This window comes from Conexibacter sp. S30A1, from assembly GCF_023330665.1.
In the GTDB taxonomy this organism is placed as follows: domain Bacteria; phylum Actinomycetota; class Thermoleophilia; order Solirubrobacterales; family Solirubrobacteraceae; genus Palsa-465.
The window spans coordinates 1,114,231-1,135,186 of sequence record NZ_CP097127.1; the positions used below are offsets into that span (position 1 = coordinate 1,114,231).

22 protein-coding genes are annotated in these 20,956 nt (G+C 69.0%); 2 read left to right on the top strand and 20 right to left on the bottom strand.

Annotation, left to right across the window (positions count from 1 at the left end):
• Window positions 1-21: 21 nt before the first annotated feature.
• The 4 genes from atpF to M3M54_RS05580 are packed head-to-tail and all read right to left on the bottom strand — an operon-like array spanning window position 22 to window position 2,253.
• Entirely contained in the window at window positions 22-573 is a 552-nt protein-coding gene (gene atpF / locus M3M54_RS05565; protein ID WP_249021191.1) for a F0F1 ATP synthase subunit B, read from the bottom strand.
• A gap of 27 nt (window positions 574-600) precedes the next feature.
• A complete protein-coding gene (locus tag M3M54_RS05570; RefSeq protein ID WP_249021192.1) occupies window positions 601-885 on the bottom strand; it encodes an ATP synthase F0 subunit C in 285 nt (94 codons plus the stop codon).
• Between the two features lie 25 nt (window positions 886-910).
• Complete coding sequence (gene atpB, locus M3M54_RS05575; protein ID WP_249021193.1) at window positions 911-1,888, bottom strand: F0F1 ATP synthase subunit A; 978 nt, start codon at window positions 1,886-1,888, stop codon at window positions 911-913.
• Window positions 1,885-2,253: a hypothetical protein gene (locus tag M3M54_RS05580; RefSeq protein WP_249021194.1), complete on the bottom strand. Its 369-nt coding sequence runs from the start codon at window positions 2,251-2,253 to the stop codon at window positions 1,885-1,887. Before M3M54_RS05580 ends, atpB begins: the two co-directional genes overlap by 4 nt.
• Before the next feature lie 201 nt (window positions 2,254-2,454).
• On the opposite strand from M3M54_RS05580, the gene M3M54_RS05585 reads away from it, so the two are divergent.
• Window positions 2,455-3,735 (top strand): hypothetical protein, encoded by a 1,281-nt coding sequence (locus M3M54_RS05585; protein WP_249021195.1) that lies wholly within the window; start codon window positions 2,455-2,457, stop codon window positions 3,733-3,735.
• Here the strand turns inward: M3M54_RS05585 and M3M54_RS05590 are convergent.
• The 10 genes from M3M54_RS05590 to rpmE form a co-directional block, all read right to left on the bottom strand.
• The gene (locus M3M54_RS05590) at window positions 3,732-4,268 is read right to left on the bottom strand and encodes a MerR family transcriptional regulator (RefSeq protein WP_249021196.1); all 537 of its coding nucleotides are present in this window, start codon (window positions 4,266-4,268) and stop codon (window positions 3,732-3,734) included. The two genes, M3M54_RS05585 and M3M54_RS05590, sit on opposite strands and share 4 nt — an antisense overlap.
• Entirely contained in the window at window positions 4,265-5,806 is a 1,542-nt protein-coding gene (locus tag M3M54_RS05595) for an MFS transporter (RefSeq protein ID WP_249021197.1), read from the bottom strand. The genes M3M54_RS05590 and M3M54_RS05595 overlap by 4 nt, the downstream gene beginning before the upstream one ends.
• Before the next feature lie 96 nt (window positions 5,807-5,902).
• Window positions 5,903-6,976 carry a hypothetical protein gene (locus tag M3M54_RS05600; protein WP_249021198.1) on the bottom strand — a complete coding sequence of 358 codons (1,074 nt, stop codon included), beginning with the start codon at window positions 6,974-6,976 and terminating at the stop codon, window positions 5,903-5,905.
• On the bottom strand, window positions 6,973-8,220 hold the full coding sequence (locus tag M3M54_RS05605; RefSeq protein WP_249021199.1) for a glycosyltransferase family 4 protein: 1,248 nt from the start codon (window positions 8,218-8,220) through the stop codon (window positions 6,973-6,975). Before M3M54_RS05605 ends, M3M54_RS05600 begins: the two co-directional genes overlap by 4 nt.
• Before the next feature lie 46 nt (window positions 8,221-8,266).
• The gene (locus tag M3M54_RS05610; RefSeq protein ID WP_249021200.1) at window positions 8,267-9,220 is read right to left on the bottom strand and encodes a type IV toxin-antitoxin system AbiEi family antitoxin domain-containing protein; all 954 of its coding nucleotides are present in this window, start codon (window positions 9,218-9,220) and stop codon (window positions 8,267-8,269) included.
• A gap of 210 nt (window positions 9,221-9,430) precedes the next feature.
• Entirely contained in the window at window positions 9,431-10,723 is a 1,293-nt protein-coding gene (glyA, locus tag M3M54_RS05615) for a serine hydroxymethyltransferase (protein ID WP_249021201.1), read from the bottom strand.
• Window positions 10,724-10,757: 34 nt separating this feature from the next.
• Window positions 10,758-11,921: a Sua5/YciO/YrdC/YwlC family protein gene (locus M3M54_RS05620; protein WP_249021202.1), complete on the bottom strand. Its 1,164-nt coding sequence runs from the start codon at window positions 11,919-11,921 to the stop codon at window positions 10,758-10,760.
• Window positions 11,918-12,730, bottom strand: a complete 813-nt coding sequence (prmC, locus tag M3M54_RS05625) for a peptide chain release factor N(5)-glutamine methyltransferase (protein WP_249021203.1) — start codon at window positions 12,728-12,730, stop codon at window positions 11,918-11,920. The genes M3M54_RS05620 and prmC overlap by 4 nt, the downstream gene beginning before the upstream one ends.
• Entirely contained in the window at window positions 12,727-13,773 is a 1,047-nt protein-coding gene (gene prfA / locus M3M54_RS05630; protein WP_249021204.1) for a peptide chain release factor 1, read from the bottom strand. The genes prmC and prfA overlap by 4 nt, the downstream gene beginning before the upstream one ends.
• A gap of 33 nt (window positions 13,774-13,806) precedes the next feature.
• Window positions 13,807-14,040 carry a 50S ribosomal protein L31 gene (rpmE, locus tag M3M54_RS05635; protein ID WP_249021205.1) on the bottom strand — a complete coding sequence of 78 codons (234 nt, stop codon included), beginning with the start codon at window positions 14,038-14,040 and terminating at the stop codon, window positions 13,807-13,809.
• A 47-nt stretch (window positions 14,041-14,087) separates the two neighbouring features.
• Between rpmE and M3M54_RS05640 the strand changes: the two genes are divergently transcribed.
• Entirely contained in the window at window positions 14,088-14,921 is an 834-nt protein-coding gene (locus tag M3M54_RS05640; protein ID WP_249021206.1) for a hypothetical protein, read from the top strand.
• On the opposite strand, the gene M3M54_RS05645 is transcribed toward M3M54_RS05640, so the two are convergent.
• The 6 genes from M3M54_RS05645 to M3M54_RS05670 form a co-directional block, all read right to left on the bottom strand.
• Complete coding sequence (locus M3M54_RS05645; RefSeq protein WP_249021207.1) at window positions 14,904-16,640, bottom strand: electron-transfer flavoprotein:ubiquinone oxidoreductase; 1,737 nt, start codon at window positions 16,638-16,640, stop codon at window positions 14,904-14,906. The two genes, M3M54_RS05640 and M3M54_RS05645, sit on opposite strands and share 18 nt — an antisense overlap.
• A gap of 7 nt (window positions 16,641-16,647) precedes the next feature.
• Entirely contained in the window at window positions 16,648-17,637 is a 990-nt protein-coding gene (locus tag M3M54_RS05650; RefSeq protein WP_249021208.1) for an electron transfer flavoprotein subunit alpha/FixB family protein, read from the bottom strand.
• A complete protein-coding gene (locus tag M3M54_RS05655; RefSeq protein WP_249021209.1) occupies window positions 17,637-18,428 on the bottom strand; it encodes an electron transfer flavoprotein subunit beta/FixA family protein in 792 nt (263 codons plus the stop codon). The genes M3M54_RS05650 and M3M54_RS05655 overlap by 1 nt, the downstream gene beginning before the upstream one ends.
• A 105-nt stretch (window positions 18,429-18,533) precedes the next feature.
• Complete coding sequence (locus M3M54_RS05660; protein WP_249021210.1) at window positions 18,534-18,941, bottom strand: cobalamin B12-binding domain-containing protein; 408 nt, start codon at window positions 18,939-18,941, stop codon at window positions 18,534-18,536.
• On the bottom strand, window positions 18,938-19,765 hold the full coding sequence (locus tag M3M54_RS05665) for an HAD family phosphatase (RefSeq protein ID WP_249021211.1): 828 nt from the start codon (window positions 19,763-19,765) through the stop codon (window positions 18,938-18,940). Before M3M54_RS05665 ends, M3M54_RS05660 begins: the two co-directional genes overlap by 4 nt.
• Window positions 19,758-20,942 (bottom strand): acetyl-CoA C-acetyltransferase, encoded by a 1,185-nt coding sequence (locus tag M3M54_RS05670; RefSeq protein ID WP_249021212.1) that lies wholly within the window; start codon window positions 20,940-20,942, stop codon window positions 19,758-19,760. The genes M3M54_RS05665 and M3M54_RS05670 overlap by 8 nt, the downstream gene beginning before the upstream one ends.
• Window positions 20,943-20,956: the final 14 nt, after the last annotated feature.

Here is a 20,956-nt window from a genome sequence, read left to right on the forward strand (position 1 = left end):
GGCGGCCAGCGGGCCGCCAGGCTAGTTCCCGCCTCCGGTGAGCACGCTGAAGTCGAGGTCAGCGAGCGCCTCCTCGACCAGTCGGCGCTGGTCGGCGTCGGTCAGCAGCTTGCCGGTGACCTTCTCCGTGGCGAGCACCGTCAGATCGGCGACCTCGCGACGTATCGCGTCGATCGCACGGCGCGTCTCGGCCTCCACGTCACGGCGGGTCTGCTCCAGCAGGCGCTCGCGCTCGGCGCGGGCGGTGGCGATCGCCTCCTTCTGTTGCGCCTCTCCGGCCTGGCGGGCGCGGGAGACGATCTCGTCGGCCTGGGACCGGGCCTCGGCCAACCGCTGGCGGTACTCGGCCAGCACCTCGTCAGCCTGCCGGCGCAGATTCTCCGCAGCGTCGATCTCACCCGCGATCGACTGGGCGCGACGGTCGAGCGTCTGCCCGATCACCGGGAACACATAACGGCGCAGAACCCACAGGCAGATCAGGAAGATGACCAGCACCCAGACCATCAGCCCCACGTTGGGGGTGATCAGGAACGAACCCGAGGAGGCGATCGGCAGGTGTGCAGTTGCTGGCATTGGTGATCTTGCTCCGGTCGCTTCGGTCTAGAGGAAGAAGGCGATGAAGCCGCCGACGAGGCCGTAGAAGAAGCACGCCTCGGTCAGCGCGAACCCCAGCCACTGGTCGCGCTCAATGTCCTGGCGCAGCTCCGGCTGACGGGTCTTGGCCTGGATGGAGGCGTTGAAGACGCTGCCGATGCCGGCACCCGCGCCCGCCGCGCCACCGCCGGCGCCGACGCCGAGACCGATCGACTTGCCCGCGTTCTGGGCGTAATCGGCGATCTGACCCAGCACTGGGTGGAAGATCGACAGGAAGTGGAGGAACAGCATTTCCGGGTTGGCTCCTTGTTGATTGCTAATGGCTTGTAACCGCGTCACCGAGGTAGATCGCGGTAAGGACGGAGAAGATGAAGGCCTGCAGGCCGGCGATCAGCACCGCCTCGAACAGGTAGATGGCGATCCCGAACGGGAACAGCAGCCACTGCACCCACGGGTCGCCGACGAGCACGCCGAGCTCGCCACCCATGAATGCGATCAGCATGTGCCCGGCCAGCAGGTTGGCCCAGAGCCGGACCGTGAGCGAGATCAGCCGCAGGAAGTAGGAGAGCACCTCGATCACGAAGATCAGTGGCTTGATCGGGCCGGTGATGCCGGCGGGCATCAGGCTCTTGAGGAAGCCGACCGGCCCGTGGTGGGCCTTGAGCCGCTCCCAGCTGAACAGCACGAACACCATCAGCGCCAGGATCAGCGGGAAGGCGACGTTGGTGTCCGCGGCGTAGATCTGAAACGACGGCAGGTGCGCGCCGAAGAGCGTGAACTTGTCAAGCGAGTCGACGGGCAGCGGGATGTAGCCGATCAGGTTGGAGACGAGGATGAAGACAAACAGCGTCGCGATCAGCGGGAAATACTTGCGTGAGAGGTTCTCGTCGAGGTTCTCGCGGGCCATGCCGCTGGTCAGCCCGTAGAACATCTCGATCGCCGCCTGCAGCCGTCCGGGGCGCTCCTTCAGCCGGTGCGCGACGTAGAACATCAGGCCGAGCGTGATCGCAGCCGCGAGGATCACGTAGAGCACGCCCTTGTTGAAGTTCACAGGGCCGACGCTGAACCAGGTGTCGAGCTTGAACTCGTTGGTCGGCGTGAACACGCCGCTTGCGACCGCAGGCGCCTTGTGCGCCTTAAAGCCGAACACGCCGATGAAGAAGACGATGCCCGCGAACCACAGCCCACCGAGCGCGAGCGCGACGCGTTTGCCGCGGCTCGCGCCGGGCTTACGCTCGCTGCCCTCGCCGGGCCTCGGCGTGCCGGCTGGTGCCGGTGCGGTGATTGCGCTCATCGGTGTTCTGACTCCCTTTCCGGCGGTGGACCACTGACGATCCTGACCGCGAAGCCTACCGAGTAGGCGGCGAAGATCAGGATCGCGGCGGCAAGGCCGTCCTGCCGGTGGCCGGCCACGCCGGCCACGACGATCGCGGCTGCCAACAGCCAGATTCTCCCAAACGCCTCGGTCACATGGATGCCCACCTGCGTGCGCGGATCACGCAGCCTGCGTGTGAAGCGCCGGTCCGTGATCTGGACGAGGCGCTGCAGCAGCCAGCCGGCCCCGCCGACCGTCACGCCGAGCGATGGCGCGCCGAGGACCAGCGCCACAGCGCCGCCAAGCACAAGGAAGTAGATGTCGAGGTATTGGAGCGCGCTCACGGTTACCCGCTCGTGCGAATGGGCGTTTTGATACAAAGTGGTCATATCCCGTTTGGGCGGTGGCTGCCCAAAGGCTGGGCGCTGCATGCTAGCGATTAACCGCCGGTAAGGCATGTCTGATTTGCGTGCCCAGCTCGTTGGTCGCGCGCTGAACCGCACGACCCGATTGTTCGACCGTCCAGCGCGGGTGACGGTCTTGTGATGGCATCGGCGGTCGCTGCCGATGAGAAGCGCATGGACGACGCGCCTCCCACCAGCGTGAGGACCAGGTGCGCGACGAGCGCCGCGGGCGCGGCGATGTGCGCTGCGCCCAGCGCCGTGACGCGGACGCACCTGCGAACACGCATCGCGGGACTGCTGTTGGTCCTGACGCTCGCCGCCTTCCTGCTGGCCTGCGCGCGGGCTGATGCCGCCCCAGACAACCCTGCCGGCGTCGCCGCCGCCGGCGAGCAGGTGGCCGGGCTGACGCTGACCACCACGCAGGCGCCCTCACCGCTGCCAGACCGCCTGCCGCGCGCACACCCATACCGACCACCAGCCGGGAAAATCCTCCAAGGGGTTGCCAGCAAGCCGATCGGCGCCTACACGAGCGCGGTCGGCAAACATCCCGCCGTCTACCAGGAGTTTGTGGCCTGGGGGCAATGGCTGCCCGGAATAACCGCGGATGCCAGGGCCAACCGTTCGCGGCTGATGATGATGGTCACCACGGCCTACGGATCCCGGAACGTGATCACGCCGCTTGGAATCGCGCGCGGCGCCGGTGATGCCTGGTTGATCGGCCTCGCCCAGGCGATCTACGCATCACACAACATCACCTACCTGCGCCTGATGGCGGAGATGAACAACTGCGAAAACCCCTACGCGGCCTACAACTGCGACGGCAGCTCGCGCGGCGCCCAGTACTCGAGCGCCGCTTTCAGACAGGCCTGGCGGCGCGTGGCGCTGATCATGCGCGGCGGTGAGGTGACGCTGATCAACCGGCGCCTTGAAGCGCTGCACATGCCGCCGCTGCGGACGTCGCTTGCCTACCTGCCGACGCCCGCGGTGGCGATGGTGTGGGTGCCGATGGTCGCCGGCAACCCCGACCTTCCGGCCCTGGCCCCGGCCGCCTACTTCCCCGGGCGGGCCTGGGTTGACTGGGTCGGCACGGACTTTTACAGCCGCTACCCAAACTGGTCGGGGCTCGACCGCTTCTACGCGGCCTACGCCCACGTGGCACCGTTCGCGTTCGGCGAGTACGCGATCTGGGACGGGGACGCGCCGGGCTGGGCGAAGGAGCTCTTCGCCTGGATCTCGAAACATCCGGATGCGCGGATGCTCGTCTACAACGACGCCTCCAGCGCGTTCTACCTCTCGCAGTTCCCCGCGAGCGCCGCGATTATCCGTGCGGCCCTGGCCGCGCCGAAGTTCCTCGCCTACGCGCCAGAGTGGGCGCCAGGCTCAGCGGCGCGGCGCAGCCGGCGGGCTGTGGCGGGCGGTTAGGCGCCGAGCTCCTCGAGCCGCAGGCGCACCCGCCGGGCACGTTCGCTCAGGTCGGCTTCGAGCTTGGCGAGCTCCGCGAGCCTGCCCCGTACCAGCGTCAGCTGGTTGGCGATGTGCCCTTCGGATTGCAGCAGCAGCTCGCGCTGGCGCCCGGGATCATCGGTCGCGTGCAGCTCGCGCCGGATCTCAGCACGAGCCGTCTCCGCCTCGAGCAGCTGTGAGAGCTGCTCGAGGCTCAGCCCGAGCAGCTCCTTGAGCCGCACGATCTCGTGGACACGGTCGACTTCGGCCTGCGAGTAGCAGCGGTGCTTTCCAAGCACGCGCGTGTCGCCCCCGGAAAGCAGCCCGATCTCTTCGTAGTAGCGGATCGTTCTGGGGGTGGTGCCGGTGAGTGCCGCGACCTCGCCGATACGCATCACCCGCTCAGCGTCGGCGTGTGGCGTGTCGGCGTGTGGCGTGTCGGCGTGTGGCGTGTCGGCGTGTGGCGTGTCGGCGCCGCCGGCCTGCTGCAGTGCCTCGCCGATGGCGGTCATGCCGCGGCCACCTGTCCGCTCTGTGGGACGGCCCTCTGTGCGGGCGCTTCCTCGCCGGCAGTGACCGGTGTCTGGCTGCCGGCGTGCTTGGGCCGTGCCAGTGCGACCACGGCTCCCACCAACGACAGCCCGCTCATGCACCAGAGGGCGAAGTGCATGTTGGCCAGAAACGGCGCCAGGTGCGCGGCGCTGATGCGGGTGCCAAGGCCAGAGAAGATGCTGAACAACACCGTGGGTGAGATCCCGTTGGTGACGACAGCCATCACAAACGCGATCGACAACACCGCACCGGTGTTCTGGACGAGCACCCGCGCACCGGAGGCGATGCCGCGACGGTGGGGAGCCACCACACCCATCATCGCGGCCGTGTTCGGCGAGTTGAACATGCCCGAGCCGATACCGACAACGAACTGGAACAGTCCGGGCCACCAGTAGCTCGTCTCCTGCCCCAGGGTCGTCATCAGCCCGAGGCCCAGCGCGGTGACCAGCATGCCCAGCGACGCCAGCGCACGCGAGCCGCGACGGTCAGCGTAGATGCCGGCGATCGGCGAGGCGATCAGCATGCCGAGCGCCAGCGGCGCCAGTTTGAGACCCGCAAGGATCGGCGTGTCGCCCTGCACGCCCTGGAAGTAGAAGACGAACACGAACATCAGGGCGAAGCGGGCCAGGCCGTTCAGAAACGCGGCAGCCGAGGCGGCGCTGAAGAGCCGGCTTCGGAAGATGGTTAGATCGAGCATCGGCGCGCGGTGGTGACGTTCGATCACGACGAACAGCGGCAGGAAGATGACCGCGGCGACGAGGCTCGCGAACACGAGCGTGCCGTGCCAACCTTCGATGCCGCCCCTTGAGATGCCGTAGACCAAGCCGGTCAGGCCAATCAGAAATGTGCCCGTGCCCAGCGCGTCGAAGCTCGTGTCCTCGCCGCGCCCGGTGATCTCACGCAGGATCGAGAAGGCCCAGAGGCTGCCCAGCAGCGCGAACGGGACGTTGAACCAGAAGACCCAGTGCCAAGAGATGTCGACCAGCGCGCCACCCAGTACCGGGCCGATCACCAGGCCAACGGCCGCGACCATCGTATTGGTGCCCATCGCCACGCCCAGCTGCTCACGCGGGAATGCGTCGGTCACGATCGCGGCCGAGTTTGCAAACAGGAACGCGCCGCCCAGACCCTGAGCCACGCGCCAGAGGATCAGCTCGGTGCCACCGGTCGAAAAGCCGGCGCCCAGCGACGCTGCGGCGAACATCAAAAAGCCGCCGATGTAGGCGTTCTTGCGCCCAAACTGGTCGGAGAGACGCCCCGCGCTCAGCACCAGCACCGTGGAAGCGATCATGTAGACGAGGATCACCCACACCAGCGTGAGCAGGCTGGTGTGCAGGTGCCGCTCGAGATCCGGCAGGGCGATGATCAGCGTGCCCGAGTTGATCGTCGCAAGCAACATGCCAACGCTGGTGCAGGAGAGCGCCCACCACTTGTAATGGTCGTGGTCTCGATCGACACCGATCCTGCGTTTGGGGCGTGCTGCTGTGACCGCGGACATACGCTTCCCTCCGGCTAAAATTGTTCCTTACGTGAACGTCAGCTTAGCAGCTGGCGCGCGGGCGTAAGGCGGCGGCGTAGGTCAGGGCGGCGTAGGTCAGCGCTGAAACGCGGAGACCGTCGCGAGCACGACGTACACGGCAATCAGCGCCGCTCCCTCGAACGGCGTCGCTTCGCCGTCGCCGGTGATCTGCCAGATCAGGACCGCGGTGCCGACCAGAGCCCCGGCCCACACATCCGGCAGTTGAAAGCTCAGCCTGCTTGCCGTCGCCAGGGAGACGAGCACCATCAGCGGATACAGGAACGCCGCCAGTTGCGCGACCGAGTTCTTGACGACGCTGATCGCCAGGTCGTGCTTGCCGCGGTAGGCCAGATAGATGCCAGAGGCGTTCTCCACGGCGTTGCCCGCGATCGCGATGATCACGATGCCCGCAAACGACTGGGTAAGCGCGAGCTGGTGGATCGTCGGCGCGAGCGCGTGCACAAACCAGTCCGAGACGAACGCGGAGCCGACGCCCGCCACCGCCAGCAGCGCGAGCGCGGGCCGCAAAGCGACACTTGGCCGTTCCGCTTCGGCCTCTGGCGCGTCCACCCCGGCCTGCGTCCTGTCTCGGCTCAGGTACTGACGCATCCAGATGGCGTAGACGACGAGCAGCGCGACGGCCCCGACAACGCTGATCGTCTCCACGTGGCTTCCGGTGGCGCCCGGCGAGCCGGCAACCAGGGCGATCAGCACGATGACCAGCGAGGCGATCAGCATCAGCGTGGCCGTGTCGTTGGGCAGCCCGGCATGAAAGCGCATCACCCGCCCACGCTCGCGCGCGGCCCCGGTGACGAGCACCAGACCCAGGACGAGCAGCGCGTTGACGAGAATCGAGCCGATTAACGCCGTCTGGGCGACGGTTCGCTCGTGTGCCTGCAGAGCGAACAGGACGACGAAGAACTCGGGCAGGTTGCCCACCGTGGACTGCAATACACCGGTCATCCCCGACCCCAGGCGCAGACCGACCTGCTCGGTGGCGAACGAAACGGTCCAGGCGAGCCCGGCCAACGCCAGCGCAGCCATGACGAAGGCAAGCAGCGCCGGCACGCTGCTCAGGTAGCGGGTCAAGCCGGCGAGCAGGACCAGCAGCAGAACGCAGGCCAGCAGCCCGCGCTTCAGGCCGCTCACTGCCCCGGCCCCGGCCCCGACCCCGGCCCCGGCGGCCTGATCGCGTCGAACTCGCCCGTCTCCATGTCGCGCTGCACCGCGGCGACGATGTCGTGCTCACTGGTGTCGGGATCGACCTTGCGCAGCTGGATGGCCTTGAGCAGCTTGAACTTGAAAATCTCAAGCACGTAGACGAGATACACGCTCGCGACGACCGCGACCAGCAGGATCAGGGCCATCACGACGCTCCAGCCAAGGTTGTAGTGGCCGTGGTAGTGGTATGGCACGAACCGCAGCGCGAGCGCGAGCCCCGCGAGCATCAGCGTCCAGGCGTACAGGTAGCCGACGGTCTTGCGCTGGCTGAAGCCGATCCGCGCCATGCGATGGTGGAAGTGCTCCATGTCCGCACGCCAAGGCATGTGCCCGTACTTGAGGCGCTTGGCCACCACAAACCCGGTGTCCATGAACGGCACCGCGAGCACCAGCAGCGGCACCGCCAGCGCCAGCGCGGCGTTGGTCTTGAGCGAGCCGACGATCGCGACCACCCCGAGCAGGTACCCGAGCAGGTTCGAGCCCGTGTCCCCCATGAAGATCTTCGCCGGATAGCGGTTATGAAACAGGAAGCCGAGCGCGGCGCCGGCGGTGATCGCCGCCATCACCGCGGCCGCGCTCCTGCCCCCCTCGACGCTGAAGGCGATCACAGCAAAGGCCGCGCCGTCGATCGCACACACGCCCGCGGCCAGCCCGTCGACCCCGTCGGAGAAGTTGACGATGTTCATCAGCGCCACGAGCCACAGCACCGTCAGCTCCTTGCCCCCGTCAGGGAAGGCCAGGTAGCCGAGGAACGGCACCATCACCCCCTTGATCAGCGCGCCACCCAGTGCGGCGACGATTGCCGCCGCGATCTGCCCGACGAGCTTGACGAGCGGCTTGAGCTCGACGATGTCGTCGATCGCGCCGATCAGGGCGATCAGCACCGCCCCGGCAATGACGATCCAGGTGTGCATGACGCCGGCCGTGCCGAGCTTGTAGCCCAGAGCCCGGCGCAGGTGGATCGTGTCCGGCAGCCAGATCAGCGCGGCCACGATGACGGCCGCGAGGATCGCCAGGCCGCCCAGCTCTGGCGTGGGTTCGCGTGCCAGCCCGCGCTCAGACGGGTAGGCGATCGCGCCGAGCTTGCGCGCGAGCCGTCCCGCGAGCGGCGTCAGCAACGCGGCGACGGCCGTCGCGACGAGCAGGGCGTAGACGGCATCCAGGTAACGCATCTGGCCGGCTAAGCATGCCAGCAGCAGCGGGCGCCGGTCGGGCGCATCAGTGCGCGAGCGCCGCCGCGACCCGCGCGATCACCGCCTCCGGCGTGCGGTCAAGCTGCCGCGCGGTGACCCGGATCACCCGGTAGCCGGCGGCAACCAGGCGCTGGTCGCGCAGGCGGTCGCGCTCAAATGACCGGCGTGCCGAGTGATAGCCGAACCCGTCGAACTCGACCACCAGCCGCTGCTCGGGCCAGAGCAGGTCCACCTCCATGCCCAGCAGCTGCGCGTTCACGCTTGGTTTTGGTAGCTGCGCGCGCTCCAGCAGCTGGACCAGCTTGCGCTCGTAATGCGAGCGGGTCAGCGTCGGTTCGCGGCCCTGCTGGATGAGCTCACGCAGGCTCGCCGCGCCCTTGACGCGCGGGCTCGCCGCGAGCGCCTGCGCCAGCTGTGAGGGTTCGAGCAGCCCGCGACGCAGCGCGACCGCGTACGCGGCCTCGAGCTCATCGCGTCCGAGGACAGAGGCGAGATCGATCAACGTGCGCGCGGGCGCCGTCACGGGCAGCCTGCTGTGACGGCAGACATCGCCCGACAGCAGACTCGACCGACGGTGGACAACCAGCCCTGGTCGCGGACGCGCGTCGAGCCCCACGAGCGTGACCTCGACCGGCAGCTCCGGAAAGTCCGATAGCCGCCAGACCAGGGCGGCGGTTCGATGGCTCAGCACGGCGCGGCCGGCGAAGTGGATGACCGCCGCGGTGGCTGCCGCGAGCGCTTCAAGCCGCGGACGTCCAAACAGGTAGACGCCTGGGTAGAGGCGGTGCAGGGACCGAGTGGCGAGCCGGTGCCTGATCGCCGCCGGACTCAGGCCGGCCTCGATCAGCTGGCTGCGGTGAAGCACCCCGCGCTGGAGCTCGGCCAGGCGTGCGAGCTCGCCGTCACCGCGCCCGCGAACAGCCTCCAGCCCCCAAACCTCCGCCGCAAACGGCGAATTGTGCATTTCGCGCACTCCCACCGCCCGAAATGCACAAACTGGCCCTGGGACGTGAGCTTTGGGGGCCAGAGGCTGCTCGGAGGCCGACATGCACGCGACTATGCGCGCCCGCACCGGCCCACGCCGCCGGCGGGCGCGAATCGGCACACATTCGTGACACTTCCGCCCGGGTCAGACCGGGTCAGACCGGGCCAGACCGGGCCAGACCGCTTCAGACCGCTGCAGACCGCTTCAGACCGGGACGCTGGGTGCGAGCGTCGCGTACAGCGGGTAGCGCTCGGCGATCGCGCCCGTGCGCTCGGCCAAGTCAGCTCGGCGCTCCTCGAAGTCCCCGGGTGCGAGCGCCGCGACGATGATCTCCCCGATCTCGCCGAAGTCGGCCACCTGCAGCCCGCGCGTGGCGAGCGCCGGCGTGCCGATCCGCAGCCCGGAGGTGACCATCGGCGGCCGCGGGTCAAACGGGATCGCGTTGCGGTTGACGGTGATCCCGATCGCGTGCAGGCGGTCCTCGGCCTGCTTGCCGTCGAGCTCCGAGGCGCGCAGGTCCACGAGCACCAGGTGCACGTCGGTGCCGCCGGTGAGCACGGAGATCCCGTGGCCGGTGCCGAGCATCGTCGCGGCCAGGGTCCTGGCCCCGGCAAGCGTCCGCTCCTGCCGCTCGCGGAAGGGCTCTGAGGCGGCGATCCGCAGCGCCACCGCCTTGGCGGCGATCACGTGCTCGAGCGGCCCGCCCTGCTGGCCGGGGAACACAGCCGAGTCGATCTTCTTGGCGTGCTCCTCGCGGCAGAGGATCATGCCCGAGCGCGGGCCGCCGAGCGTCTTGTGGATGGTGGTCGCGATCACGTCGGCGTAGGGCACCGGCGAGGGGTGCAGGCCCGCAGCCACCAGCCCGGCGAAGTGCGCCATGTCCACGAACAGGTAGGCGCCGACCTCGTCGGCGATCTCGCGAAAGCGCGCGAAGTCGAGCTGGCGCGGGTAGGCCGACCAGCCGGCGACGATCATCTTCGGCCGCTGCTCGCGCGCGATCCGGGCGACCTCATCCATGTCGATCAGGCTCGTCTCGCGGTCAACCCCGTAGGTCACGATCTCGTACAGCCGCCCGGAGGCGTTGAGCTTCATGCCGTGTGTCAGGTGCCCGCCGTGGGCGAGCTCTAGCCCCATCAGCTTGTCTCCGGGGGTCAGCAGCGCGTGATAGATGGCGATGTTGGCCTGCGCGCCCGCGTGCGGCTGCACGTTGGCGTGCTCGGCGCCAAAGAGCGCCTTGGCACGGTCGATCGCGAGCTGCTCGGAGCGGTCGACGAACTCACAGCCACCGTAGTAGCGGCGCCCCGGATAGCCCTCCGCGTACTTGTTGGTCAGCACCGAGCCCTGCGCCTCGAGCACCGAGAGCGGCACGAAGTTCTCCGAGGCGATCATCTCGAGCGTCTGCTGCTGGCGGCCAAGCTCGCCGGAGACGATCTCCGCGATCTCGGGATCGACCTCTGCCAGCGGCGCATTGAAGTAGTCGGCGGGTAGGTTCGTCATGCTGACGAGCCTACCAACGGCGACCACGGCCCCCTCACAGCGGCCGTGCGACGAGCACCGCGAGGTCCCGCAGCGTCCAGCTCACCCGCGCCTCGAAGCCGGCGGCGCGCAACCACTCGAGCTGCTCGGCGACGCTGCTCGGCTTGTCATAGCCGTCCGTCAGCTCCACCACGGCCGCATCCGGCGACTGCGGCACGACGACGTCGCCGAGCACAAAGCGCCCGTCCGGCGCGAGGCGCTCGCGCACCCGTGAGAACAACAGCGCCTTCTCATCCGCCTCGAGATGGTGCACCGCCAGCGCGCTCACGACGAGGTCAAAACGCCCCTCGGGCAGCGGCTCCTGCAACAGCCCCGCGTGCGCTGCCACCAGCCGCTCGCCGAGCCGCGCCGCGGCCGCGGCGAGCATCGCCGGGCTCTCATCAACACCCGTGATCTGCGCCCGCGGGTTTTGCTCAAGCAGCCGCGCGGCGGTCTCGCCGGTGCCGATCCCGAGCTCGAGGATCCTCTGCACCCCCTGGCCGGCGGCAAGCGCCACCTGCCCCTGCAGCTCCGCGTAGCCGGGGAGGGTGTCGGTGACCATCGCCGCGTAGGTGCCCGGCTCGAAGCGAAAGCGCCCGCCCAGCCGGCGGGCGAGCTCGTCCTCGTCCACGGCGCCCAGCCGGCGCACAGACCACACACCCTCCTGCTCGTAGTCGCGCAGGTCAACGACCGTGGAGGCCACGCCCGGCAGCTCACCACCGTCGATCACCAGGTCGGCGCCGGCCCGGATGGCCGGCGCCACCTCGCTCAACCTGCGGGCGTCGGCCCCACCCGAGAGGTTCGCGCTCGATTGCAGCACCGGCACCTGCACGCCCACGAGCGCCGGGACGCTCACAACCCGGAGCCCGAGCGTCTGCGGATCGGCGCGAGCGCTCAGCGCAAAGCGCCGGGCGGGGTTTGGCAAAAGCGCCGTGACCGCGCCCGGCATCAGCGCCGAAAGCGCTCGCCGGGTGTTCGGGCCGAGCTCGGGCAGCGCGTAAAGCGCCGCCTCAAGGTCAAAGAACATGATCGCGGCGGCCTTGTCGGGCGGCCTGCCCTTGAGCGCGTAGAGGTGCTCGATCGCCACCTGGCTTGCGGGGTCGCAGGCGAGGCCATAGACCGTGTCTGACGGGAACAGGACGACCCCGCCCCGGCCGATCACGGTCTCAAACGCGCTCACCGCCGCCCCACCACAACCCGCTCGATGCCGGCCAGGTCCCGCCGGCGCTCGCTGGAGCGAAAACCCGCCTGCGCAAGCAGCGCCGAGACCGCGTCGGCCTGCGTGTGGCCGATCTCCAGGGCGATCAGCTCGACCTCCTGGCGCTCACCCGCCTGGGCGATCAGCCGGCGGATCAGATCGAGCCCGTCGGGGCCGCCGAAGAGCGCCCGGTGCGGCTCATAGAGCGCCACGTCCGGGGGCAGCGGCTCGCCGTCGGCGACGTAGGGCAGGTTTGCCAGCAGCACCGGGGCACTCACCTCGGAGAGCAGGTCGGAGCGCACCCACTTGACCGTAAGCCCCAGCCGCTGCGCGTTCATGCGCGCCAGCGACAGCGCGCCGTCGCTGATGTCGGCGCCGATCAGCTCAAGGTCCGGGCGCTCCTGGACCAGCGCCAGCGCGACCGCGCCGCAGCCGGTGCCGATGTCGGCGACACGCGTGCCGTGAGGCAGCTCCAGGCCGACCTCCACCAGCAGCTCGGTCTCGGGTCGTGGGATCAGGGCGCGCGGGTCGACGGCGAGCGTGAGCTGGCGAAAGGCGCGACGGCCGAGGATGTAGGCGACCGGCTCGCGCTTTACGCGGCGGGTCAGAAGTGCCAGGTAGCGGGTGCGCAGCTCACCGCTTGCCTCCTCCCCGCCGCGCAACACGAGCTGTGCGCGATCGGTTGAGAGCACGTGTGCGAGCAACAGCTCGGCGTCGAGCCGGGGGCTTTCGCAGCCGACCTCAGCGAGTGCCGCGGTGGCGCCCGCCAGCTCCTCGCCAAGCGTGGTCACGCCGCCGCGTCTTCCAGGCGTCTGCGCTTCTCGTCGTCCTGCAGCGCCTCGGTGAACTCGTCCAGCTCGCCCATCAGGATCGCGTCGAGGTTGTGCAGCAGCAGGTTGATGCGATGGTCCTTGACGCGGCGCTCGCCGTAGTTGTAGGTGCGGATCTTCTCGGAGCGGTCACCGGCACCGACCTGCGCCGAGCGTGAGGCGGCAAGCTGGGCCTGCTGCTCGGCCAGGGCACGCTCATAGAGGCGGGCGCGCAGCACTCGCATGGCCTTCTCGCGGTTCTGCAGCTGCGACTTCTCGTCCTGCATGGAGACGACGATGCCCGACGGCCTGTGCGTGATGCGCACGGCGGAGTCGGTCGTGTTGACCGACTGGCCGCCGGGGCCGGAGGAGCGGTAGACGTCAATCTGCAGGTCGCCGGGGTCAACCTGCACGTCCACGTCGTCTGCCTCGGGCAGGACCGCGACGGTCGCCGTGGAGGTGTGGATGCGCCCCTGGGACTCGGTTTCGGGCACACGCTGCACGCGGTGGGTGCCGCCCTCGAACTTGTAGACCGAGTAGGCACCGTCGCCCTTGACCGCGAACGTGTAGGTGCCGTCGCCGAGCTCGAGCGGCTCGGTCTTGAAGCCGCGGCGCTCGGCGTAGCGGGTGAGCATCCTGTACACGTCCCCGGCCCAGAGCGCCGCCTCGTCCCCGCCGACGCCCGGGCGGATCTCGATGATCACGTTCTTGTCGTCGTTGGGGTCGCGCTCGACCATCGCCAGGCGGATCTCCTCCTCGAGCTCGGCGAGCCGCTCGGTCGAGCTGCGCGCGAGCTCTCGCAGGTCGGCGTCCTCCCCATCCTCGGCCAGGAGCTCACGCGCGCCGGCGAGGTCGTCGGCGGTGCGCCGGTATTCGGCCGCCAGCCGGGCCGCGGGCTCGAGCTCGCGGTAGGCGCGTGAGGCGGCCGTGAAACGTTCACGGTCGCTGATCACGGCCGGGTCCGCGAGCTCGGCCTCGAGCTCGGCAAAGCGCGACTCGATCTGTTTTACGAGGTCGTCGAGCATCCGCAGGCGAGCGCTCGCCGGCTTCGGTGAGTTCTAGGCGTTCGCGCCGGCCTTGGCGGCCGCCACGCGGCCCTTGGCGACGCGGCGCTGGAAACGCTCAACGCGTCCGCCGGTGTCCACCAGCTTCTGCTTGCCGGTGTAGAACGGGTGGCACTCAGCGCAGATCTCGACGTGGATCTGGGGCTTGGTCGAGCGGGTCGTGAAGCTGTTGCCGCACGTGCAGGTGAGGTGGGACTCAACGTAGTTGGGGTGAATGTCGCTCTTCATATCTATATCTGAGGATAGCCAGCTTGCGCGAGCGAGATAATGCCGGCATGCAGCAGCCAGACCGCCGCGGCGCCCACGCGAAGCTGGCGCTCGCGCCGATGGCGCTTGCGGCAGTGGTGGTGGTGCTCGTCGCTGTGCTGGTGGCCGGCGGACAGGACGGCACGATCGTGGTCCAGCGCGTGCTGACCGGTTTGGCGCCGAGCGTCGGTGCCAAGGTGCGCTGGCAGCGGGCTCCCGCGACGTCGATCATCGAAACCTCGCGGCAGGGCGCGGTGCTGGGACTGCTCGTGAGCTCGTCCAGCGCCGGGGGCACAGCGGTCGTCGCGGGCGACAGGCTCGAGTTCTACGACCCTTCGGACAACACGATCTACGAGACCACCGAGACCGCGCTGCGACGCACGACCGGCCTGCAGGAGCTCCCCTACGGCTTGGGCGTCGGCACCTTCGGCGACAGCGGCAAGAGGGTCTCCCGCCCGGCCCCCAGCTTCATTCCAGGGCAGGCGAGCATCTACCGGCAGGAGCTCGAGGCGGGGCTCGCGCGCACCGGACCCACGGTCAGGCTCGACGGCCGCACGGTGCTAGAGCTGCTCCCGGTCAGGCGCCCGGCCGCGCCCGTGCCGCTACGGAACCTGATCGAGCTCCGTACCTCCGTCTACGTCACACCGCAGAGCTACGACCCGGTCGAGCAGGTACTGACGACCGGCCCGTACCGCAACCAGCGGAGCTTCTATGAACGGTGGCTGACCTACCGGGTGCTGCCGGCCACAACCGCCAACCTGAGGCTTCTGTCGTTGCGGACGCTGCACCCGCACCCGCGCGTGGTTCGCGGCGCACGCACCTATCTGCGCGCGCTGCAACGGTCGCTAGGTGAGCGTGTATAGCGGGCCGTCGCCGCCCTCGGGCGGGGTCAGCCGCCCGCCCTTGGCGGTGATCGCGCCGCACTGCACGCAGTTGGTGTAGTTGACGATCACGTCGACCTCACCAGATTTGGTCCCGCCCGCCTGTCCAGCATCTGCGTCCTCAGGGATCTCATAGACACCCGCGGGGCACATCCAGCGCCAGGTCTCGGCGATCTCACGCGGAACCCGGGTCTGCACACGGATGTGGTTGGGCGCGTCGTCGCGGGTGGCGTTGCCGGAGATGTAGACCGATGAGAGCTTGTCGAAGATGTAGGAGCCGTCGGGCTTGGGGTAGCGGCTTGAGGTGTCGCCGAGGAACATGTCCTGCGCGTCGTCGCGGTGCCAGTGCAGACGCCCGGGTGGCAGGAGCCCCTTTGAGACAAGCGCGAGGTTTACCTCCGGGCCGCCGCGCACAAGCCCCTTCTGCAGCGGCTGGCGGGCGTTGCGCACGCGCCAGAGCTCGCGCCCGACCGACGAGTTCGAGATCGCCGCGCCGTAGTCATCGAGCGGCGCGCCGCGCTTGAGGTGCGCGTAGATCGCCTCGGCGGCGAGCATGCCTGAGCGGATGCAGTGGTGCACGCCCTTGAGCGCGACGGTGTCGACCATGCCGCCGGCGTCGCCGACGATCAGGGCCCCTGGCATCGTGAGCTTCGGCATCGACCAGAAGCCCCCGCCCGGCAGCGCCTTGGCGCCCCAGCCGACGCGCTCGCCGCCGGCCAGCACCTGACGCACCAGCGGGTGGGTCTTGAACAGCTGCAGCAGGTCGTGGGCGGAGGTGGTTGCGTCGCGGTAGCCGAGACCGACGACGAAGCCGATCGAGACCAGATCATCGCCGCTGCGCTCATCCTTCATCGGATAAAGCCAGCCGCCACCGACCTGCCCGTAGCGTGGCTTGACCGCGAGCGGCCAGGGACCGAGCGTGTGGATCACCCGGTCAAGCGGCTTTGGCACCTTCCAGATCTCCTTGACGCCGAGCTCCCAGACCTGCGGCTCACGGTCACGCGCGAGGTCGAACTCGCGGATCGCCGGACCGGTCAGATGGCCCCAGTTCCCCTCGGCGAGCACCGTCACCCGCGCCCGGATGTCGCTGCCCGGCTCGAAGTTTGAAAGCGGCTGGCCGTCCTTGCCGCGCCCCTTGTCACCGGAGCGCACCCCGACCACGGCGCCGTCCACCACGAGCAGTTGCGCGGCGGCGGTCTCGGTCAGCACATAGGCGCCCTGCTCCTCCGCCAGGCGCTGCTGGTAGCGGGCCAGAGCCGCCACCGAGATCACCTCGTTGCCGTGGTTTTTGAAGTTCGGCGGGGTCGGGATCTTGATCGCGCGGTTGGCGTCGGGCATCAGGTAGACGCCCTCGCGCGAGACCTCGCCGAAGGCAAAGCGCTCGCGCCGCCAATCCTCGCGCGAGAGTGACGGAAACAGCTCGCTGAGCGGTCCGGGGACCATCACCGCGCCGGAGAGCAGGTGCCCGCCGCAGGTCTTCGCCTTCTCGATCACCGCCACCGGCGCCTCCCCGAGCGACTCGCGCAGCTCCGGATCGGCGTCGAGCAGCTGCAGCAGGCGGTTGGCGGTCGCCAGGCCGGCGGTGCCGCCGCCGACGATCGCCACCCCCACGTCGATCAGGTCATCTTCAGCGTCCAGCTCGCGCTTGATGAACTCGCTGCGCGGGTCGACCGGGGGCGGGAACTGGGCCGGCGCGGACACGCCTTCGTCAGCCCTTCCGGGCGCGGATCGCCTCGGTCAGCTTCGGCAGGATCTTGTTCAGATCCCCGACGATGCCGAGGTCTGAGAACTCGAAGATCGGCGCGTTTGCGTCCTTGTTGATCGCCACGATGTTCTCCGATGACTGCATCCCGACCTTGTGCTGGACCGCACCGGAGATCCCGGCCGCGAGGTAGAGCTTGGGCGCAACCGTCTTGCCGGTCTGGCCGATCTGCGTCGAGTACGGGTACCAGCCCGCGTCAACCACCGCGCGGGTGGCTGCCACCGCACTGCCCGGCCCGAGCGCGGCGGCGAGCTCCTCAACCAGCCTGAAGCTCTCGGCCTTGCCGAGGCCACGGCCACCGGCCACCAGCATGTCGGCACCCTCGATGTCGACCTCGGCGCCCCGCTGCTCACCGCGCGAGAGCATCTCCAGCTGCGCCGACCAGGGCGAATAGTCCACGTGGACGTCGAGCACCTCCGCCTCACCGCCGTCACCGGGACGCACCTCAAAGGCGTTGATCCGGCTGATGATGATCCCGAGCTCGCCGCGGTAGCGAGACACGGAGATCTTTGAGTCCCCGAGGATCGGGCGCTCGGCAACCAGCGTGCCCGGGTGCTCGGGGTCCACGCGCACGGCGGTCACCTCCATCGTGACACCCGCCTGACGACGGGCGGCAAGGCCCGCGCCGATCTCAAAGCCGAGCAGGCCGCCGCCGAAGATCGCGTAACGGTGTCCGTGCTCTGCGATCACGCTGTCCATAACGTCGATCACCGGCTGCGATAGCCCCTCCGGCCCCTGCGCGCGGAACACGCGTCGCGCACCGTGATGGCCCAGCGTGGCGCACAGCGCGTCGGTCAGATCGCCACCGCCGACAACCACCACGTCGCAGGCACCGCCGATCTCGGCGCTACGCGCGACGCCTTCACACACCGCGCCCAGCGAGTTCTTGTTGAACGCCCCATCGTGGTGCAGGGCGTAGACGAGCACGTCGGCCATCAGATCAGCTTCCTTTCCTCGAGCCAGGCGACGATCTGCGCGACGGTCTCGTCGGTGTTCTCATCCTCGATGATCTGCCCTGCCGGCTTGGCCGGCGGATCGTGAAAGTCGCCACAGGCAACGCGCGAGCCCTCGGCGCCGACCAGCGCCACATCGATCCCGGCGCCGGCTGCATCCAGCGTCTCGAGCGGCTTCTTCTTCGCCCCCATGATCGCCTTCAGCGACGGGTAGCGCGGCTCGTTGATCGCGTCACCGACCGAGATCACGGCGGGCAGGCGCACACGCACCGTGTCATAGCCGTACTCCGCCTGGCGCTCCAGGCGCAGGGCGTCGCCGTCGACGTCGAGCTTCACGACCTGCGTCAGCGACGGCATCTTGAGATGGTCGGCCACGACCGCGCCGATCGTGTAGCACTCGCCGTCATCGGACTGCTGGCCCAACAGCACCAGGTCCGGCGCCTCGCGCTCGACCGCCTTGGCCAGCGCGTAGCCGGTGGCCGCCACATCCGAGCCGGCCAAAGCATCATCACACACGTGCACCGAGCGGTCCGCACCCAGCGACACCGCCTTGTGCAACGCGCGCACGGCGCTCTCGGGTCCCATCGTCACCGCGACGATCTCATCGACCTCCAGCTGGCCGCCCTCGCGCAGCTGCATCGCCGTCTCGATCGCGTGCGTGTCGTAGGGGTTCAGGTTGCGCTCACCGGAACGATCCATGCGCCCCGTCGCGGGATCGATCCGCTTGTCGACCGCAGCGTCGGGCACCTCCTTGACCAGAACACAAATCTTCAAGGTCGCCTCCTCACTGTCGTCTCTCCCGCGTCACCTGGAATCAAGTCGTGCAAAACAGTCGTGGCCAGAGCCGGGTCGATACTACACGATTGACTGACGAGTCAATCAGGATCGCACGGCGCTGCGGATGAAGCCGATCGCTGCCTCGGCCGAGGCTCCGGGCGTGAACACCTCTGCGACCCCGAGGGCTTTGAGCTCGGCGACATCCGCTGCCGGAATCGTGCCGCCGACGATCACCACGACCTCGTCTAAGCCCTGCTCGCGCATCAGCTCGAGGATGCGCGGCACGAGCGTCATGTGCGCACCGGAGAGGATCGAGAGGCCGACGGCGTCGGCGTCCTCCTGGATCACGGTCTCGACGATCTGCTCCGGGGTCTGGTGAAGGCCGGTGTAGATCACCTCCATGCCGGCGTCCCGCAGCGCCCGGGCGATGATCTTGGCGCCACGGTCGTGCCCGTCGAGCCCCGGCTTGGCGACGACCACCCTGATCCTGCGTTGCGAAAGCGCGCTCAACGGCCGCCCACCGTCGGCGTTTGCAGCCGCCCGCCGCGCCCCAGCACCGCGGCCGTGGTGGCGCTCGCGGTCGCCGCCACGGCCAGCGCTCCGGCGAGGCGCAGCTTGAGGCCGAGGCGGTCAAGGCGCATGATCTGCCAGCCCGCCTCACGCGCCAGGCGCTCGAGCTCGGCGTCGGGGTTGACGGCCACCGGATGGCCCACGGCTCTGAGCATGGGCGCATCGGAGGCTGAGTCCGAGTAGGCGAAGCTTGCCTCGAGGTCCAGTCCCTCCCGCAGCGCAAGGCGGGTGATCGCCTCCGCCTTGGCGGCGCCATAGAGAAAATCGCCCGCGGGCCGGCCGGTGAAGACGCCGTCCTGCACCTCGGAGAGGGTCGAGCCAAGCGCACCGTCGAAGCTCATCACGCGAGCCAGCACCAGTGCCATGTCCTGGGAGGCGGCGGTGACGATGTACACCGGCCGGCCGGCGTCCTGATGCTCGTAGGCCAGCTTCAGCATCTGCGGGTACAGACGCGGCAGAATCCGCTTGAGGGCATGCACCCCCAGGCGCTCGAGGTCGCGGACCCGAACTCCGGCAAGCGAGCTGGCGATCCTGATGCGCAGCGCATGGGACTCGTCATCGCTGACGCCCCGGAGGCGAAAGCGCAGGTTCGCGACTGCGTCGCGCGCGAGCTGGCGGCGGCTGATCAGGCCCGCCGCACGCACCACCCGTGCGAACTGAAAGCCCGAGGAGCCCTGCATCAGCGTCTTGTCGAGGTCAAAGAAGGCGGCGCCACGCCCCGCCGGCGGCGCCTGCGCCCCATGGCCGCCAGCCAACTCAGTCACCGCTGACCTCGAGCAGCATCGCGTCGCCCTGACCACCGCCGGAGCAGATCGCCACACAACCGATCCCGCCCCCGCGGCGGCGCAGCTCGAGCGTCAGCGCGCCGATGATGCGCGCTCCGGAGGCGCCGATCGGGTGCCCCAGCGCGATCGCACCACCGTTGACGTTGACCCGCTGCTCGTCGATCCCGAGCATGCGGATGCTGTTGAGCGTGACCGACGCAAACGCCTCGTTGATCTCCCAGAGATCAACCTCATCAGGCGTCAGGCCGACCTTCGCGAGCGCCGCAAGCGCCGCGTTTGCGGGGGTGCGCGCCAGATAGGCAAACTCGTCGGCGACCTGCGCCTGGGCGATGACCGTCGCCAGCGGGCGACGGTCATTAGCGGCAGCCCACTCGTCGCTTGCCAGCACCAGCGCACCACCACCGTCGTTGACACCGGGCGAGTTGCCGGCCGTGTGCGAACCCTCCCTGCCGACCAGGCCCGGGAGCTTTGAAAGCGCCTCAAGCGAACTCTCGCGGCGCGGCGCCTCATCCTGCTCGACGATGCTCTCGGCCTTGCGGCCCCGGATCGTGACCGGCACGATCTCCTGCGCCAGAAGGCCCTCGTCAGCGGCGGCGACCGCGCGCTGATGCGAGCGCAACGCCCAACGGTCGAGGTCCGGCCGGGTCAGCTCGAGCTGATCGCCGATCTCCGTCGCCTCATCAAACATCTGGCGTCCTGAGAACGGGTTGGTGAGACCGTCATGGACCATCGCATCAAGCGCTGCCGCGTCACCCATCCGGTAGCCAAAGCGCGCGGACTTCAACAGATACGGGGCGTTTGACATCGACTCCATGCCACCGGCCACACCGAGCTTCAGATCACCGGCACGGATCGCCGAGTCAAGCAGCCCGACCGCACGCACACTGGAGGCACAGACCTTGTTGATCGTCTCCGAGGAGACCTCCTTGGGCACACCCGCCTTGATCTGCGCCTGCCGCGAAGGGATCTGCCCCTGACCGGCCTGCAGCACCTGGCCCATGACGATGTGCTGCACCTGCTCGCCCGAGACCTCCGCACGCTCAAGCGCGGCGCGGATCGCGGCAGCCCCGAGCTCGGTCGCGTCCACACTCGCCAGCGTGCCACCCAGCTTGCCGACCGGGGTACGCGCCGTGGACAGGATCACGGTCTTGGGCATTGCGCCTGCTCCCT

Bases quoted from the DNA above. Each gene is read 5' to 3' on its own strand.
- atpF (WP_249021191.1), bottom strand. From the start codon at position 573: ATGCCAGCAACTGCACACCTGCCGATCGCCTCCTCGGGTTCGTTCCTG.
- M3M54_RS05570 (WP_249021192.1), bottom strand. From the start codon at position 885: ATGCTGTTCCTCCACTTCCTGTCGATCTTCCACCCAGTGCTGGGTCAG.
- atpB (WP_249021193.1), bottom strand. From the start codon at position 1,888: ATGAGCGCAATCACCGCACCGGCACCAGCCGGCACGCCGAGGCCCGGC.
- M3M54_RS05585 (WP_249021195.1), top strand. From the start codon at position 2,455: ATGGCATCGGCGGTCGCTGCCGATGAGAAGCGCATGGACGACGCGCCT.
- M3M54_RS05590 (WP_249021196.1), bottom strand. From the start codon at position 4,268: ATGACCGCCATCGGCGAGGCACTGCAGCAGGCCGGCGGCGCCGACACG.
- M3M54_RS05595 (WP_249021197.1), bottom strand. From the start codon at position 5,806: ATGTCCGCGGTCACAGCAGCACGCCCCAAACGCAGGATCGGTGTCGAT.
- M3M54_RS05605 (WP_249021199.1), bottom strand. From the start codon at position 8,220: ATGCGTTACCTGGATGCCGTCTACGCCCTGCTCGTCGCGACGGCCGTC.
- glyA (WP_249021201.1), bottom strand. From the start codon at position 10,723: ATGACGAACCTACCCGCCGACTACTTCAATGCGCCGCTGGCAGAGGTC.
- prfA (WP_249021204.1), bottom strand. From the start codon at position 13,773: ATGCTCGACGACCTCGTAAAACAGATCGAGTCGCGCTTTGCCGAGCTC.
- rpmE (WP_249021205.1), bottom strand. From the start codon at position 14,040: ATGAAGAGCGACATTCACCCCAACTACGTTGAGTCCCACCTCACCTGC.
- M3M54_RS05640 (WP_249021206.1), top strand. From the start codon at position 14,088: ATGCAGCAGCCAGACCGCCGCGGCGCCCACGCGAAGCTGGCGCTCGCG.
- M3M54_RS05650 (WP_249021208.1), bottom strand. From the start codon at position 17,637: ATGGCCGACGTGCTCGTCTACGCCCTGCACCACGATGGGGCGTTCAAC.
- M3M54_RS05670 (WP_249021212.1), bottom strand. From the start codon at position 20,942: ATGCCCAAGACCGTGATCCTGTCCACGGCGCGTACCCCGGTCGGCAAG.